Below are 17,989 nucleotides of genomic sequence, written 5' to 3' on the forward strand. Positions count from 1 at the left end.
CATTTTTATACGCTTTGAAACTGCATGCTTTTCAGTTGTTCTAAATAATCTCTTTGGTTAGAAAGTCTTGGAATTTTGTGTTGTCCACCTAGTTTGTCACGATCTTTTAGCCAGTCGTAAAATAAATTTTTTCGTGCTACATTGATCACAAGCGGATTCAAAGTCATATTGTTATAGCGTTTGGCTTCGTAATCTGAATTTAAGGATTGTATAGATTCATCTAGTGCTTTCTGGAATTGTGATACATCAGCAGGAGGGTTTTTAAATTCAATCATCCATTCGTGAGCACCTTTTTCTTTGCCTTCCATAAATATAGGCGCAACGGTGTAATCAACCACTTCCGTCTGGGTTAGTTTGCACGCTTTGGCAATAGCCTGATCTGTGTTTTCAACCATCAATTCTTCACCAAAAACATTAATGTGATGCTTGGTTCTTCCCGTTACCCGAATTCGGTATGGATTCAATGAGGTGAAACGAACAGTATCACCAATCAAATAGCGCCACAAACCAGAATTGGTGGTAATGACCAAAGCATAATTTTTGAACAATTCCACATCTGCTAATCGAATAACTTTTTGATCTGGTGTGCCAAAAGTATCCATTGGGATGAATTCATAGAAAATTCCGTAATCCAACATCAATAATAAATCACTGGAATTATTTAAATCCTGAATGGCAAAAAAACCTTCGGAAGCATTGTATATTTCGTAATATTTAAACTCTTTTTTCGGCAGTATTTTTTGGTATTGTTCCCGGTACGGCTCAAAATTTACACCACCGTGAAAGTAAACTTCCAAATTTGGCCAAATTTCAAATAGATTTCCTTTTCCGGTTTCTTCGAGCATTTTATTCATTAAAACCAGCATCCAGGAAGGAACTCCGGCAAAACTGGTTACATTTTCGTTTTTTGTTTCGTTTATAATAGCAGCAATTTTAGTTTCCCATTCGCTCATCAAGGAAATTTTGTTGCTCGGGGTACTGCTATATTCAGCCCAAATAGGCATGTTTTCGATTAATATCGCAGATAAATCTCCAAAGAACGTATTGTTGTCTTCATAGATTTGAGAGCTTCCGCCAAGACGCAGGCTTTTTCCAAGAAACAGTTCTGAATCTTCATTATTATTCAAATACAAGCACAACAAATCCTTAGTGCCTTTATAATGACATCCTTCCAGGGCTTCGTTGCTTACGGGTATGAATTTGCTTTTGGCATTTGTGGTTCCACTGGATTTGGCAAACCATTTTATGGGAGTTTCCCAAAAAACATTCTGCTCACATTTACGGGTTCTTTCAATCAATGGTTGTAATTCTTCGTAAGTAGAGATCGGAATTCTATCGGCAAAAGTGGCATAGGAATGAATCGAAGCATAATCATATTGTTTGCCTAAAACAGTATTTTTAGATGACTGAATTAAATTCATGAGCAATTCTTCCTGAACCTCGTTTGGATATTTCAAGAAAAGTTCGATCTGATGGATTCTTTGTTTGAGAACCCAAGAGGCAAACGAATTGATTATGGTTAGTGGCATTTTTAAATTATGAATTATGAATTATGAGTTATAACTTTACCAAAAATAACAAAATTTGTTTAACTAGATGTGTTAAACGGGAAACTTTAATCACAATGACATACGAAGGTGTACTTACAAAAATGCAAACTGAATTTGGAAATCCAATTCAATATTACTTGGTTTTTGAGAATAGTTTTTTAAACGTGAATCAGTTGTTGAATAAAGAACTGGAAATCAATTTTGTGGGATATCAATGTTTGAATTGTGGCAAGAAGAAAAAAATATTCCGTCAGGGATTTTGTTATGATTGTTTCTATTCCAGTGCAGCTGTTGGCGATTGGATTATGAAACCGGAATTAAGCACCGCCCATCTTGGAATTCAGGATCGGGATTTAGCGTATGAAGAAAAAGTACAATTGCAACCGCATATTGTGTATCTGGCTTTGTCCAGCGAAGTCAAAGTAGGTGTTACCCGCAAGTCGCAAGTGCCAACCCGATGGATTGATCAGGGCGCAACCCAAGCCATTTCTATTGTAGAAGTCCCTAATAGATACTTAGCAGGAATTACGGAGGTAGCATTGAAAAAACATTATGCCGATAAAACCAATTGGAGAAAAATGCTGACTAACAATGTGGAGCAAATTGACTTAATCGCAGAACGATTGAAGGTTGAGAATCTTATTCCAACCGAAGTTCAGGAATATTTTTATTCGCAAAAAAACGATTTGTATGAGATGCACTTCCCCGTTTTGCAGTATCCAAATAAGGTAAACAGTTTGAGCTTAGATAAAACACCACAGTTTCAGGGGAAGCTTACCGGAATAAAAGGGCAATATTTACTTTTTGAAGACGGAACCGTTTTTAATGTCCGTGGTTCCGAAGGGTATATGGTTACAATTGCGGTTTAAGTAATATAATTTTGGGCGTATCCTTTTTTAAAATAAAAATTTTAAAAAAAGGTCAGGCTGTCCGCTGTATCTTTTACTCCGCTGCGCTTCATAAAAGGATGCCGCTACCATCCTTTACGCACGTACAGCTACACGAAAACATCATGGAGACAAATCACAAACCCAATATTGCTAGCCAAGAAAAGAGGAATTTCATCACCTAAAATCCTCTTTATTATATTTTGTAAAGTTACTTTAGTTTACTTTTGTCGTATCTACTGCTTTACTTTTCTTATTAAAAAATCCGTTTAATAATGCTGCGGCCTTAGATTTTACTTCTTCCTTAGTTACCGGAATTTTAGGAGTGGCCGTTTTTGTCGTGTCTCCTGGCTTTTTGTTTTTATTGATGTAATCCGTCAAAGCAGACGTTCCTTGTTTTACCAGTCTGTCTTTTTGTTGGTTTACGAGTTGAGTGGTCAATTTAGCTACCGCACTGTTGATGTCCGTTGTGATTTTTGGATTTGTAAAATTACCCACCAATAGAGCATTTATCGGAAAGCTTTCTAATTTTGCCGCATCTGCAGCAGATAATTTTGCTATTAAAGCATTGGCCTCTGAACCTAAATATTTAGCGGGAACATCAAATTTTAAATTATAATTCATGCTTTGGTCAAAACCGTGCGTTCCTCCAATGGTTGCCTTGATGTCTTTGTACTTGATATCAAAAGGTTTTACATTTACTTTTCCATCTTTGAACGTAACTGCCGCTTTCAAATCATTTAAATTGATTTTACTGACGTCAATAAATTTCAAGTTAGCACCTAAAGCGGTCAGCAAAGTCGAATTAGTTGAGTTTACAGTCGTGGAAAGCAGTTGTCCTAGTAAATCTCCAGTAAGGGTTTTCAAGTCAGGAGTCAGTGCTGTTGCATCAAGATTCCCGTTCAATTTGATGCTTGAATTTAATTTCCCGTTGATGATTCCGGAAATTGGAGCAATTTTTTTCAACAGATCCAGTTGGTTGAAGGATTGCGCAATATCGACTTGATTTAATTTTAAATCCATATTAAAAACCGGTGTTTTTCCTTTTGTGGAAACAGCTCCATTCACCGCAATAGTTCCCCCAAAAATAGATGTTTTTACATTTTCTAAAGTCACTTTTTCATCTTTCACAATCAGTTTTCCCGAAACATCTTTCAGAGTCAGATTATCATATAGCACCGTAGTCGCTTTTGCGGTAAGCGTACAATTTAAGAAAGCAGGAATCTTCATGGCATCTGCTTTTTTAGTTGCCGTTTTAGTCGTTTCACCAGTTGTCATAAAATCGTCAATGGCCAATTGTTTAGAATTCATATAAAAGTTTCCTTTCAATTCTTGATTTCTAAATATAAATCCGTAAAAATTTTCTAATACCCCCGTTACACTAATGTCGCTTTTTCCGGTAGTCGCATTCAGTTCTTTCAAATTGACTTGACTAGGATTAAATTGGATCAAGGCATTGCTGATGTTCATGGTTTTGCCGTTTTCATCCGCATAATTAAAACCCGATACACTCATGGTTCCCGCATTTTTAATGTTTTCATATTGACTTTTCTCTACTGATTGCATATCAAATTTTGTAGTCACATCAGCCTTTAAAATCCCGGATAATGGCTTATCGAGTTTTATAGGATACGCTTTAGAAAGATTGGACAAATTGATAGTTCCTTTTAACATGGCATCAACTAGTGCGTTTTGAGTAATGTTTTTGATGTTGGCTTTGGCATTAAAAACATCTTGATCTATCTTGAAAGAAAGTTGGTCAATATTGACATACGTGTCATTTAAAATTCCGGTTTCATTGGTGATTTTTGTGTCAATAATGATGTTTTGAACCGTTTTTGGTAAGTCAGGGTATTTAAAGGAAGCATTATGGGAAGCGATTTCTATATTAAATTTTGGCACTGTTGTGTCAGAATACAAACCTTTTGCAAAACCTGCCACCGTAAAATCACCGGTTGTTTTTACGTTGTCTAAGCGTGAGGCATAGGCTGCAGGAATTATTCCCAAGAAATTTTTGAAGGAGGAAGTAGGTGTTTTAAATTTCAAATCATACTGCTGACCGGCTTCCACCATTTGAATAAATCCATCAAATTCCAGCGGCAATTGGTTGATTAACGCTTTATTTTCTTTGAAGGTGTATTTACTTTTTTCTAAATCGATTCCCAAAACTGCGTCCAGAGTCAAAGCAACATTTTTCATGTAATTGACTTGTTCCATATCCAGCGATATTTTTGCAGTAGATTTGGTTACCAAATCTAATTTTTGGGCTGCAAAATCTCCAGTTCCTTCGTGGTTCAAACTGTCGACAACCATTTTTATTTTTGAACTTTCGTCAAAATAACGAAACTTGAAATTTTCGATTTTATACTCTTGGATTTTTAAGGATAACGGACTGCTTGTTCCATCGGCTGCCGTTTTTTTCTCTTTCAATGCAATGTCATAATTCCCTAGTCCGTCTTTATTGAAAATGATATTTATTAATCCGTTTTTCGAAGTGATTCCGTCAATAACTATCGCTTCATTTTTGCCTTTAAAAAGTTCCTTAATAGACATTTTTAAATTCAATTCGCCCAGTGATAGCAATGTGTCGCCTTCAAAAGGAGCTTTGTTTATGATGACTAGTTTTTCCAGTGTTACATTTGCATTAGGAAAATTTTTGAATAAGCTTAAATCCGCTTCCGCAAAGGTGACTTTGGCATCTACTTTTTCATTGATGACTTGAGAAATTTTGGCTTCTATTTGGTCTTTAAACAGAAAAGGAGCTGCAAATAAAGTCAAGACGAGCAGGATAACGAGTATTCCGATGATTTTTAAAACTTTCTTTAGCATGATTTGAATGTCTTTAGATTTATATCTTTGGCAAAAATGGTGCCTTGTATTCCTTTACAAAAATAGTATTTTTAGGACAGTGTAACTTTTATGGTGTTTTTATAAACAATACTTTAACTATATTGTATGAAAAAATCCGTTTAAGCAAATGCAAAAACGGATTTAATAGCAGCTTTATCTTTTTCTTTAATGCATGTTAATTTCAAACGGCATTAAGGCTTGAACGCCTTTTTGCATTTGTATTTTTTTAATTTCCTGCATAATACGATAATTTTCTTCCCCTATTTCTTCTTTTATAAAATCTGCTTTCGATTTTGCAAAAGGAAGATTTGCTAAAAGATCATCAAAGTTTTTCTCGTATTCCGGATAATTTTGAGTGCTGTAATTTTTTGTTTTCCCCAAGGAAGCCGCTTTCGCAATAGCATCGTCTAATCCTCCAATTTTATCTACGAGTCCAATTTTCAAGGCTTCTGAACCTGTCCAAACTCTACCTTGCGCAATAGCATCTACTTGTGCAAATGTCATCTTGCGTCCTTCAGCCACATGGGTTACAAAAGTTTTGTAAATGTGTTCCACACCTTCCAGCGTAACTGCTTTGAAGTTTTCATCAATGGGAACAAAAGGACTGTAATTGGCGGAATTTTCATGTGTTTTAACCTGTTCCGTATATATTCCTATTTTAGTGGCTAATGGCGTAAAGTTTGGCAATATTCCAAAAACACCAATGGAACCAGTGATTGTGTTCGCTTCAGCAAATATAGTGTTTGCATTACACGCAATATAATACCCGCCTGAAGCCGCATAATTACCCATAGAAACGACTACGGGTTTTACTTTTTTAGTCAGTTCAATCTCTCTCCAGATCAAATCTGAGGTCAAAGCACTTCCGCCCGGACTGTCAATGCGAAGTACAATTGCCTTTACATTTTTGTTTTTTCGAGCTTCTTGTAACGAGCGACGCATTGAACCTTCACCAATCACATTGACATCTCCTTCTCCGCCCATAATTTCTCCTTGGGCATAAATAATGGCAATTTCATCCGTGCTGTCAGAACTTTGGGAAGTGGTAGCGATTTTCTGTGCATAATCAATTACAGATACTTTGTTGTATTCCTTATCTGTAGTTACATTCAGCACTTTTCGTATGGCATTATGGTACACATCTTCATAAGCAATGATATCTACTAATTTTTGGTTTTTTGCCATTTCCGGAGTTCTTGCAAGAAGTCCGTTGGCAATTTCATTTAATTTAGCCACAGAGATGTTTCTGCTTTTAGCAATGTCAGTGGTGATGGAGTTCCAAACAGAATTCAGTAAAGCTGTCGTTTGTTCTCTATTGGCATCACTCATTTTATTTTCTAAAAACGGCTCCACAGCACTTTTGTATTTTCCATGGCGGATTACTTCCATTTTTAGCCCTGATTTTTCCTGAAAGTCTTTAAAAAACATAAGTTCAGCAGAAAGTCCTTTGAAATCCATATCTCCCACAGGATTTATATAAATGGGACTGGCCACAGAATTTAAGTAATATTCTTTTTGCGAATAGGAGTTGGCGTAAGCCATGACGAATTTTCCTGATTTTTTAAAGTGTTCCAAAGCATCTCTCAAGGCCTTACTCTGAGCCATTCCTAGCGATGAAACATTGTTCAATATAGAAATTCCTTTGATATCATCATCCGTTTCAGCCGCTTCAACGGCATTGATAATATCAGATAAACCTACTTTTTTGTTTTCTGAAAAAATAGTCATCCACGGATCTTTGTATTTTCCGGCATAATCATTCTGTATGTCTTCTAAATTCAGTTCAATAACAGTATTATCTTTTATCGTAACGCCTTCAGATTCACCGCCAAAAATGGCTCCAACAAGGATTATTCCAAAAAAGAATAACATGAAGAAAACAAAAATACCTATAATAGTCGCTAATACATTTCCTAAAAATTTCATAATTATATTTTTTTTATAAGTCGTACAAAACATTGAAATGTTACAAGCCGTGGGGAAAATCCCAAGTTTGATTAGCAACACCGGATACAAATATATTGCTAATTCTAAAATTCTTTAGTTAATTTGCATCTAATTATGAAATCACAGCATCAGGTCATTTTATCGATAGGAAGTAATCAGGGGAATCGATTGGAAAATATCGAACATTGTTTACAAGTAATACATAAGGAAATAGGGACGGTAATCAAAGTTTCTAAATTATATGAAACTCCTGCTTGGGGTTTTGAAAGTGATGCTTTTTATAATTGTGCATTGGTTTTGCATACTTTTAATTCGGCTCATAAAGTGCTAACACAGATTTTAAAAGTGGAAAAACGATTGGGACGTTTGCGAACAAAGGCGCAGGGGTATCAATCACGAACAATTGATGTAGATATGATTGCTTTCGACTCGGAAGTTATTACTACTGAAAAACTCCAAATTCCACATCCCTTAATGCAGAACAGGAATTTTGTTTTGTTACCCGTGCAGGACTTAAATTTAGATTGGAAGCATCCCATTCTTCAAAAAAATATTTCGGAATTATTGGCTTTGTCTCCAGATGAAAGTGTTTGTACAGTCGTTCAGAATTTAGTGAATCCTTTGCAGAATGTTCCGTTGGAGCAATTTAATTATGTTGCTTTTGAAGGGAATATCGGAGCAGGAAAAACAACTTTGGCTACTAAAATTTCTGAGGATTTTAATGCAAAAACAGTATTGGAACGTTTTGCAGATAATCCTTTCTTACCTAAATTTTACAAAGATCAAAACCGGTATGCGTTTCCACTTGAAATGTCATTTCTTGCAGATAGATACCAGCAATTATCAGATGATTTAGCACAATTTGATTTGTTTAAAGACTTTCTGGTTGCCGATTATCATATCTTTAAATCGTTGATTTTTGCCAAAATAACATTGGCCGAGGACGAATACCGCCTGTATCGCAATCTTTTTGATATCATTTACAGAGAAATGCCAAAACCGGACTTGTATATTTATTTGTATCAAAATTCCGAAAGGCTGTTACAAAATATTAAGAAACGTGGCAGAAGCTACGAACAAAAAATCCCGGCTGAATATTTGGATAAAATCAACAGTGGTTATCTGGATTATATTAAATCTCAAACTGATTTGAATGTGTTGATCATAGATGTTTCGGACCGGGATTTTGTAAAAAATCAAGCAGATTATTTGTATATTTTAGATCAAATTCAACAAAAAATCAAGCAGTAGTGCCCACTATTTCGCGAAATAAGCAGGACTAGACGGATTATCTCTTTAAAGAAAAATGACCTCTTTTTTCAGGACTGTTTGCGTCAATTTTTAATACATACCAATAATCGTCAGCGGGTAAAAGATTTTTATTAAAAGTCCCGTCCCAAGAGGGTTTCGTTGAATTTAATTTGGTGATTAACTTTCCATACCGATCAAAGATGGTTACTTCTGCTTCAGGATAATTGACCAATCCTTTTATTTCCCATACATCATTGTGGGAATCATTGTTTGGTGTGAAAAATTTTGGAGTAATTAATACTATAAAAGCTTTACGGTCAATTCCGCATGAATTTACTTCTCTAACATAAGCAGTTTGCAAACCGCTCGCTACATTAAAAAACACATTTGAACTTTGATAATCAATTCCATCAACGGAATATTCAAAATAATTTTTTGGATTTTTCAAATAAATTACAACCGTGGTTTCATTGACGTCAATTCTATCGATGTCTGGAGCATCATGCGCTATAACAGTAATTTTTTTGGTACTGCTACAGTTGGCATTATTTGTTATGTCTACACTATAGACGCCTGGAGTAGTGACCACAATTGTCTTCGTAGTTTCGCCGGTTGACCATAAATACTTGAGGTCAGGAATTTGTGCGTCAAGGGTTAAACTGCCGGATTCACAAAGTATTAATTCTTCGTCCATAACTATTGGAGGATCGTAAATCATGATTTCAACAGCAATCCGTCTACCGTTCGAACATCCGTTATTTATGGCTTCTGCGTAATAGGTTGTGTTTTCTGAAACGGTAGTTGTAAACTGCATTCCGGTAGACACAAGGCTTCCTCCGGTTTGGGCTGAATACCAATTTATAGTGCTTCCGGGCGTGTTTGTAGTTGCTTCTAATGTGGTTGGGCCTGCACCGCATCTAGCCACGGGGGTATTGGTCGATGTTATAGTAGGAATTGTGTTTATGGTAGCAGTAACTGCCGTTCTGTTTGTGGGGCATTCAGCAGCAACGTAATAGGTTGTTGTTGCGTCTAAAAAAGAGGTTGTGTAAGCATTACCCGTGTGTAATAAGTTCCCATTGCTTGCCGTATCATACCAATTAACGGTTCCTGCAGTTGCTATTGCTTGTAATGTAACGGTTCCTGAGCCACATCTCGAGGCAGGAGTGATGCCTGAGATTTGAGAGGTGGTTATTGTGGTACTGGCTGAAATTTGAAGAATTGGGTCGTCAGGCATTCCGCCGTATTCTACAATATATCCTTTAGGTTGGTAATCCCCGCTTGCATCACCATTCAATTGCAAATCATTCCAGGAACCTGATATTCCAATACCTGGCGCAGTTATATGTGCATAGTGTTCAATGCCGTTGCTATTGTTTGGTTCGTTATTATTCCAAGCCGCAAAATTAGGACTTGTACCATTAACTCCTCCATTCCAAAAGGTTACTCTGTCAACAGCCGGTCCGGTAACCCATTTCCATACCCCTTCTGTTTCGGCGTCACTACCGCCAATCCATCCTGCTCCTTTAGCTTGTTCTCCTGCTAGTTGCGCTTCGTCAGCTGCGGTGATTGTCGCTAAATAGCCTTGAAGTCCAAAATAGGTACTGGCTTCAGCTGCTGCTTTTGCGGCTGTCCAACTAATACCTATGTTAGGGAAATATTGGTAATAATGGCCATTTCTAGGTAAATAATTGGCTGCTCCAAGGGTAATAGAAAAATCCCTTCTGCCTGATGGAGTTGTTGAGGAATTGCTAAAAACTACATCTTTGATAGCATTTACAAAGTCTGCGTACAGTACTTTTGTTTCAGCAATAGGACTCGATAATTTAAGTTTTCCTTCGGTAGGACTCCACTCTGAGCGGATATTCGGGTGTAGCGCGGGATTGGACAATTGGATTACATCCTGTCCATTTACATATCCCGTAGAAATTTGGATATAAACCGCCTCAGTTCCAATGTCGCTGGCATCAGACCCAGTTATAGTTACATCAGTTACTATTTTTAAGGGATTCCCTGGACAATAAATTTGATTTCCTGTTGCTTTAATTACAGGGGGATCAATTGCATAAGCTGTCTTTGTTATGAAAAGTGAAAGTGCTAGAATTATTTTAAAAAAAACAGTTATTTTCATTCTATAAAAGTACTAATTTTCTATTTTGGCCAATTCATTTTTTGAAATAAATCCCAAACCACAATGCCGGCACTTACGGAAATATTCAAAGAATGTTTGGTGCCTAGTTGTGGGATTTCGATGGAGCCATCGCATAATGCAACCGCTTCCTGTGAAACTCCGTAGACTTCGTTCCCAAAAACCAAAGCATATTTCACTCCTTTTTTAACTTTAAAATTTTGAAGAAAAACGGCACTTTGTACCTGTTCTATAGCTAGCGTGATAACGCCTTCTGTTTTTAATTTTTCGATAACTTCAAGAACATTATCCTGATGTTGCCAAGTTACTGTTTCAGTAGCACCAAGGGCTGTTTTATGGATTTCCTTGTGTGGTGGTGTGGCGGTGATACCACATAAAAATATTTTCTCGACTAAAAAGGCATCGGCAGTTCTAAAAACAGAGCCAATATTATGCAGGCTTCGAATGTCATCTAATACCAAAACAAGGGGTGTTTTTTCAGATTGCTTAAAACCCTCTACGGATTTTCGATCCAGTTCACTATTTTCGAGTTTTCTCATGTGTGTAAAGTATTCAAAAAAAAAGCTTCCGAAATGAATGGAAGCTTTTTAATGTATTCGTTAAAATTTTAGCTTTTTGCAGGTTGTGCTGCTAAAACGTTTCCTTTTATAGTCAATGTTTTATTAGGAACAGTTGCATTTGTTGTCAACGTAACGGTTTTTGTAAATGCCTGACCTGCTCTTGAAGTGTCATATTTTACTCCAATAACTCCTTTTGCACCCGGGGCGATTGGCTCTTTTGGATACGTTGGCACGGTGCAACCACATGAACCTTGAGCGTTAGTAATGATTAAGGGTTTGTTGCCGTTGTTAGTGAATACAAATTCACGACGGCCCTCAGCGTTGTGTGCTATAGTACCATAATCAATGGTTTCAGTTACAAAAACCATTCCTGCTCCATTTACTTTGGCAGGTGTGGAGCTAGTCGCTTTTATCTTTTTTGATGTTTCTTGTGCATTAGAAGTCGTTACTCCTAAAACCACTAGTAAAGCTAAGGCAATTATTTTTTTCATGTTTGTTTCAATTTAATAGAGTCACAAATCTAAAAAAAATAAATAAATTAGGCCTTAAATATTTCTTAAAAAAAAGGTTAATTTTTTAAGGAGGTTATTTATTTGCTTTTAAATCTATAAATTCGCTGATATTTTTTCATTTTTAAACACAAATACAATTGGCATCTAAAGATAAAGAAGTTAAAGAAACTCCGTTAATGAAACAGTACAACGAGATTAAAAGGAAGTATCCGGATGCGTGCTTGTTGTTTCGTGTTGGGGATTTTTATGAGACATTTGGGGAGGATGCTGTTCGTGCCTCTAAAATATTAGGAATTGTATTGACCAAGCGTGGAGCGGGCTCTGAAACCGAGACGGCTCTTGCCGGTTTTCCGCACCATTCCTTGAATACCTATTTGCCAAAATTAGTAAAAGCAGGACTTCGTGTAGCAATTTGTGATCAGCTCGAAGATCCAAAACTGACTAAAACCATTGTGAAACGCGGCGTGACTGAACTTGTAACTCCCGGTGTTTCCATGAATGATGAGGTTTTACAGTCTAAAACGAATAATTTTTTAGCAGCTGTTTTTTTTGCCAATAAATCCATAGGGATTTCATTTCTGGATGTGTCTACCGGTGAATTTTTGACGGCACAAGGCAATGCGGAATATATTGACAAACTCTTACAGAATTTTAATCCCAGCGAGGTTCTGATTCCAAAAAATAATAAAAATGATTTTCGAGAGATTTTCGGAGACGACTATCATAGTTTTTATCTGGAGGATTGGATTTACAAAGAAGACTATGCATTCGAGACCTTAACCAAGCATTTTCAAACGGTGTCTTTGAAAGGATTTGGAATCGAAGACCTGAAAGAAGGAATTATTGCTTCAGGAGCGATTTTATATTATTTATCCGAGACGCAGCACAATCGGGTGCAGCATATCACCTCGATTCAACGCATTGCCGAAGATGCTTATGTCTGGATGGATCGTTTTACGATTCGCAATCTGGAATTATACCATAGTTACAATCCCAATGCGGTGACATTGCTAGATGTTATTGATAAAACGCTTTCACCAATGGGGGGACGTTTGTTGAAACGTTGGTTGGCATTGCCACTGAAAGACAGTGCTAAAATAAAAAGTAGACATGAAGTAGTTTCGTATTTAAAAGATAATCAGGACGTCCTGAAAAACATCCAAAATCAAATCAAGCAAATTTCTGATTTGGAACGTTTGATTTCGAAAATTGCCGCCGGAAAAGTCTCGCCTCGCGAGGTTGTGTATCTAAAAGAATCATTAGATGCGATTATTCCAATAAAAACCTTGGCGCTGGAAAGCCCGCAGGAAGCTGTAAAAGTAATTGGTGATAGTTTGCACAACTGTGAATTGTTGCGTGAAAAGATAAAAACGATTCTCAATCAAGATGCTCCTGTGGCTATTGCCAAAGGGAATGCGATTGCCAAAGGGGTCAATGCAGAGTTAGATGATTTGCGGGCAATATCAACTTCCGGAAAGGAATTTTTGGACGGAATCGAAAAACGCGAATCACAGTTGACAGGAATTTCCTCGTTGAAAATATCTTTCAACAACGTTTTTGGTTATTACATCGAAGTCAGGAACATGCACAAAGATAAAGTTCCTGCGGAGTGGATTCGGAAACAAACTTTGGTTAATGCAGAGCGTTATATTACGGAAGAATTAAAAGAATACGAAACTAAAATACTCGGTGCCGAAGAGAAAATTCATAAGATAGAAGTAGAGTTATTTGAACAATTGGTGAGTTGGATTGCCACGTATATAAAACCCGTTCAAATGAATGCTAATTTAGTAGCGCAACTGGATTGTTTGTGCTCTTTTACCCAATTGGCCATCGAAAATAAATATGTTTGTCCGGAACTGGACGAAACATTCGAACTGGAAATTAAAAACGGAAGACATCCTGTTATCGAAAAACAATTACCACTTGGCATGCCTTATATTGCTAATGATGTTTTCTTGGATAGAGAAACGCAGCAACTGATTATGATTACGGGTCCAAATATGTCTGGAAAGTCAGCCATTTTACGTCAAACCGCTTTGATTGTACTCTTGTGTCAAATGGGGAGTTTTGTCCCTGCAGACAGCGTGAGAATGGGAGTTGTAGATAAGATATTCACTAGAGTAGGAGCAAGTGATAATATTTCGATGGGAGAATCTACTTTTATGGTCGAAATGAATGAAACAGCTTCCATTTTGAATAACATTTCGGATAGGAGTTTAGTCCTTTTGGACGAAATTGGGAGAGGAACGAGTACGTATGACGGTATTTCAATCGCATGGGCAATTGCGGAGTTCTTACACGAACATCCTTCAAAACCCAAAACATTATTTGCAACGCATTATCACGAGTTGAATGAAATGAGTGAATCACTGCCAAGAATTCAGAATTATAATGTTGCTGTCAAAGAATTGAAAGATACCGTGCTTTTTATTCGAAAATTGGTAAAAGGAGGAAGTGCCCATAGTTTTGGAATACATGTGGCAAAAATGGCCGGAATGCCTCAAATCGTTATTTTGAAAGCACAGAAGCTTTTAAAAAAATTAGAAAAGAATCATTCCAGCGATGCGCTGAACGGGATTAAGGCAGCAAAAGATGGCTCGAGCCTGAAAGGCGAACAGGCGGAGCAAATGCAAATGAGTTTCTTTAATCTGGATGATCCTTTATTGGAAGAAATTAAAGAAGAGATCCTAAATCTCGATATCAATACCATTACGCCTATGGAAGCGCTGATGAAACTCAATGAAATTAAAAGAATGCTGACTAGAAAATGATTTTATTTGTTTTAAAGTTTAGGTTATCAGAACGTTAACTTTAATCTGTGAATTTTTCATAAAAAAGGCTTGTGTAATTCAATAAATGTCTTAAATTTGCATCCGCAATACAGAACAAGTATCGCGGTTCTTTCTAAGAATTGAAAATGCGAAAATAGCTCAGTTGGTAGAGCGCGACCTTGCCAAGGTCGAGGTCGCGGGTTCGAGCCCCGTTTTTCGCTCGACACCACATAATGCTCGGATGGTGAAATTGGTAGACACGCTGGACTTAAAATCCAGTGAACAGCAATGTTCGTGCGGGTTCAAGTCCCGCTCTGAGTACTAAACCGCTTCAACTGAAGCGGTTTTTTTTTGTTTTATGGTTTTTAATAAAACTAAATCTGTTGGAACCAATATCAACTCCTTGCTTTTTCGTGATTCATAATTTGAATTTTTGTTATTTTAATAAACTATGGGAGCTTTCGTAATAAGTAAACGATATAATGACGAATATAAATTTGTTTTTACTTCCAGAAAGGGGAAAATAGTTTTTACAAGTTTGAGTTATGAACTGAAATTTGAGTGTGAAGAAGATATTGAAAAATTTAAAGCAGCAATTGAAACTGCTGACTTTTTAAAATTTAAGTCTTCCGGTGGGAAGTTCTATTTCAAATTGATAGTAAGTGGTAATCATTTCGCAACAAGTAGAAAATATACCACTTCGCTGCGTTTGCAAAAAGGGATTGACGAAATTATTCGGTATGGCTCAATTTCGGAAATACTAGATTTTTCGGGGAATGATTTTATTTTTATAGCCTAATTTCTCAATAAAGGAATCTACAAAAAAGAGGGTCTTGGTTTAATAGCCAAGACCCTCTTTTTTATATTTGTAAATCTGTTTGTTCAAAAGAGAGATGGTGCAAATTAAAAAAGCCATCTCGCATAGCGGATGGCTTTAAAATTTTTAGAATTTGAGTTCTAATTATTTTTTTGCAGCTTCAGTAGCAGCAGCTTCAGTAGCAGTTGCAGCAGAATCAACAACAACAGCAGCAGAGTCAACAACAACAGCAGCAGAATCAACTACCATAGCAGCAGAATCAACAACAGCAGCAGCGTCTTCAGCAGGAGCGTCAGCTTTTTTACATGATACAACAGTCAAAACAGCAACAGCAGCTAAACTTAAAAATACTTTTTTCATCTTAATTTAATATAAAAGGTTAATTATTAATTCTTGGCAAAGATATAAATTTTTTAATATGTAAAATATTTTTTTATTTTTTTTTTAAAAAATATTATTTTTTATGCACGCTAGGATAAAAAGCAAATAGTGTGCCAGTCAAAGTAAATATTTAAGAAACGTTTAATATTGGTGCTATACTCTCGTTTTTTTTGCTATTTTTATTTTAAGTTTTTCTTTTTCAAGGAGTTGGTTTTCTTGGGGTGAACTAATTTTAATTCGGTGATTAAATTTTTTGCACCTGCGTATTTATCGATAATGAACAAAACATAGCGGATGTCTACCATGATATTTCTGCAGATACTGGGGTCGTAATAGAGGTCGCTCATTGTTCCTTCCCAGACCCGGTCAAAATTAAGTCCTACTAAGTTTCCGGAATCATCAATCGCAGGGCTTCCTGAATTGCCCCCGGTAGTATGATTGGTGCCAATAAAGCAAACTGGCATTTTACCATTTTCGCTGTACGGGCCATAATCTTTTGTGTTGTAGAGGTTCACTAGTTTTTCAGGAACATCAAATTCATAATCTCCTGGGATGTATTTTTCCATAACACCCTCTAAATAGGTTATTCTCAAAGTACTGTTGGCATCTGGAAAAATCCTGCTATCCGTGTTTAATTCTAACAGCGCTTTCATGTAAGTACGTTGCAGTGCTGTAATCTTCACGTTGATTTCGTCATATTTTGGAGCTACTTCTTTAGCGTATTTATCGGCTATTTCTTTAACTAACAGGAATCCGGGGTCGTTATTTAAATTTGTTAAAACAGTTCCGGCGTCACCTGACAGCAATTCTATTAGGCCGGCATAATTTTGAAGTTTGGATTTAGTATATATTTCCGAGGCCAAATTCCCTGCATTAACGTTGACCAAACTTTGCGGTAAAAATTGTTTTGGAGATTTTGTCGCATACAATTCGATCAATTGTTCAAAAACTTTTTCATCTACAGTTGAATTGAAGTTTTTATAAAAATTAGCCAATCCGGGTATTAAATTATTTTTTCGGTCTGTAAAAGATTGTTCTCCTTTGGCTTTATACACTTGTTCTAATTGGTATAACTTGTATCCAGTACTGAGCAATTCCGTATTGCGCAGAACTACTTCCGTAAAATAGTCTCTTGCTAGCGCATAAGGAGCTATTTCTGTGTAGTTTTTGTCAAAATCAGCCAATACTGTTCCATATTCTTTTTCTTTGCCTGCTTTTGTTATTTTTTGTTGAAACGTTTTCTCAGATTCTCTTTTTACAGTAACTGCATTTGATTTTTTTAATCCTTGTGTCTCGCCAATCCATTTTTTCCAATAATTAGCAGTACTTGCATATTTTGAGGCGTACTGAATTTTGATGGCGTTGTCTTTTCGCATAAAATTATCAGCTATTTTCAGGGCTTTGTCTCTGACTTCGATTTTTGCAGGATTCAGTTCGGTTATAATTTGCTCAATTGCAACAGCGGGTAAATATTCGTTTGTTTTGCCCGGGTATCCAAAAACCAATGTAAAATCATCCTCGGCTACGCCATCCAGTGAAATAGGCAAGAAGTGTTTGGGGGTGTAAGGCACGTTGTCTTTTGAATATGCAGCCGGACGATTGTTTTTATCGGCATAAATTCTAAACAAAGAAAAATCACCAGTGTGACGTGGCCAAACCCAGTTGTCAGTGTCAGAACCAAATTTTCCGATGGCAGTAGGTGGAGCGCCAACCAAGCGCACATCCGTAAAGGTTTCCGTGACAAAAAGCATGTATTGATTGCCTTCGTAAAACGTACGGATTTTATTTTCCTGCCAATTTTCCTTTGGCAACAAATTAGACAATGCCGTAATGTTCTCTTGAATTTTCTTTTGTTTTTCGGCTTCACTACTAAGGGAAGCAGTGCCTTCCAGAATCGATGTGGTTACATCCTCAATTTTTACCATAAAAGTAACTGTCAAACCTTCATTTGGTAATTCATCTTCCATTTTGTATGCCCAAAAACCATCTGTCAGATAATCATGGTCAACGGTAGAATGCGATTGAATTTGAGAAAATCCACAATGATGATTGGTCAGGATTAGTCCTTTTGGAGAAATAACTTCAGCGGTACAGCCACCGTTAAAATGAGGTACAGCATCCTCGATGCTGGATTGATTCACATCATAAATGTCTTTGACGGACATTTTCATGCCCAGATTTTTCATTTCAGTTTCATTCATTCCTTTTAGCAACGAAGGAATCCACATGCCGCCTTGCTGGGCTTGCATCTGAATGACAAATAGGACTAAGAATAATTTTAAAAATTTCATAGTATTAAATTTAGAGTGTAATT

12 protein-coding genes and 2 tRNA genes are annotated in these 17,989 nt (G+C 36.6%); 6 read left to right on the plus strand and 8 right to left on the minus strand.

The genetic code is table 11. The annotated features are described in order from the left end of the window. Positions 1-5 precede the first annotated feature (5 nt). Positions 6-1,529, minus strand: a complete 1,524-nt coding sequence (locus EKL98_RS12615) for a GH3 auxin-responsive promoter family protein (RefSeq protein WP_126562752.1) — start codon at positions 1,527-1,529, stop codon at positions 6-8. A 95-nt stretch (positions 1,530-1,624) separates the two neighbouring features. On the opposite strand from EKL98_RS12615, the gene EKL98_RS12620 reads away from it, so the two are divergent. Beyond that, entirely contained in the window at positions 1,625-2,419 is a 795-nt protein-coding gene (locus tag EKL98_RS12620) for a DUF2797 domain-containing protein (protein ID WP_126562754.1), read from the plus strand. Positions 2,420-2,653: 234 nt separating this feature from the next. Here the strand turns inward: EKL98_RS12620 and EKL98_RS12625 are convergent, their stop codons facing one another. Both EKL98_RS12625 and sppA read right to left on the minus strand, forming a co-directional pair. After that, entirely contained in the window at positions 2,654-5,266 is a 2,613-nt protein-coding gene (locus EKL98_RS12625; protein ID WP_126562756.1) for an AsmA-like C-terminal region-containing protein, read from the minus strand. Positions 5,267-5,452: 186 nt separating this feature from the next. After that, a complete protein-coding gene (gene sppA, locus EKL98_RS12630; protein WP_126562758.1) occupies positions 5,453-7,213 on the minus strand; it encodes a signal peptide peptidase SppA in 1,761 nt (586 codons plus the stop codon). A gap of 135 nt (positions 7,214-7,348) precedes the next feature. Between sppA and folK the strand changes: the two genes are divergently transcribed. Beyond that, positions 7,349-8,485, plus strand: coding sequence for a 2-amino-4-hydroxy-6-hydroxymethyldihydropteridine diphosphokinase (folK, locus tag EKL98_RS12635; RefSeq protein ID WP_126562760.1), 1,137 nt, complete (start codon positions 7,349-7,351; stop codon positions 8,483-8,485). A 37-nt stretch (positions 8,486-8,522) separates the two neighbouring features. On the opposite strand, the gene EKL98_RS12640 is transcribed toward folK, so the two are convergent. The 3 genes from EKL98_RS12640 to EKL98_RS12650 form a co-directional block, all read right to left on the minus strand. Continuing rightward, positions 8,523-10,613 carry an Ig-like domain-containing protein gene (locus EKL98_RS12640; RefSeq protein ID WP_126562762.1) on the minus strand — a complete coding sequence of 697 codons (2,091 nt, stop codon included), beginning with the start codon at positions 10,611-10,613 and terminating at the stop codon, positions 8,523-8,525. A 20-nt stretch (positions 10,614-10,633) separates the two neighbouring features. Then, positions 10,634-11,170, minus strand: coding sequence for an RNA methyltransferase (locus EKL98_RS12645; RefSeq protein ID WP_126562765.1), 537 nt, complete (start codon positions 11,168-11,170; stop codon positions 10,634-10,636). A 68-nt stretch (positions 11,171-11,238) separates the two neighbouring features. Next, positions 11,239-11,682, minus strand: coding sequence for a DUF1573 domain-containing protein (locus tag EKL98_RS12650; protein ID WP_126562768.1), 444 nt, complete (start codon positions 11,680-11,682; stop codon positions 11,239-11,241). Between the two features lie 158 nt (positions 11,683-11,840). Here EKL98_RS12650 and mutS point away from each other — a divergent pair, with 158 nt between their 5' ends. From mutS to EKL98_RS12670, 4 genes are all read left to right on the plus strand, one after another. Then, entirely contained in the window at positions 11,841-14,477 is a 2,637-nt protein-coding gene (gene mutS, locus EKL98_RS12655) for a DNA mismatch repair protein MutS (protein WP_199740699.1), read from the plus strand. Between the two features lie 148 nt (positions 14,478-14,625). Then, positions 14,626-14,698 (plus strand) — tRNA-Gly (locus EKL98_RS12660). Positions 14,699-14,712: 14 nt separating this feature from the next. Continuing rightward, positions 14,713-14,798, plus strand: a tRNA-Leu gene (locus EKL98_RS12665). Between the two features lie 130 nt (positions 14,799-14,928). Beyond that, entirely contained in the window at positions 14,929-15,276 is a 348-nt protein-coding gene (locus tag EKL98_RS12670; RefSeq protein ID WP_126458659.1) for a YegP family protein, read from the plus strand. Between the two features lie 162 nt (positions 15,277-15,438). Here EKL98_RS12670 and EKL98_RS12675 read toward each other — a convergent pair whose 3' ends face one another. Both EKL98_RS12675 and EKL98_RS12680 read right to left on the minus strand, forming a co-directional pair. Continuing rightward, a complete protein-coding gene (locus EKL98_RS12675) occupies positions 15,439-15,654 on the minus strand; it encodes a hypothetical protein (RefSeq protein ID WP_126458662.1) in 216 nt (71 codons plus the stop codon). A gap of 200 nt (positions 15,655-15,854) precedes the next feature. Continuing rightward, on the minus strand, positions 15,855-17,966 hold the full coding sequence (locus EKL98_RS12680) for a S46 family peptidase (protein WP_126562770.1): 2,112 nt from the start codon (positions 17,964-17,966) through the stop codon (positions 15,855-15,857). Between the last annotated feature and the right edge of the window lie 23 nt (positions 17,967-17,989).

Source organism: Flavobacterium bomense (assembly GCF_003970355.1).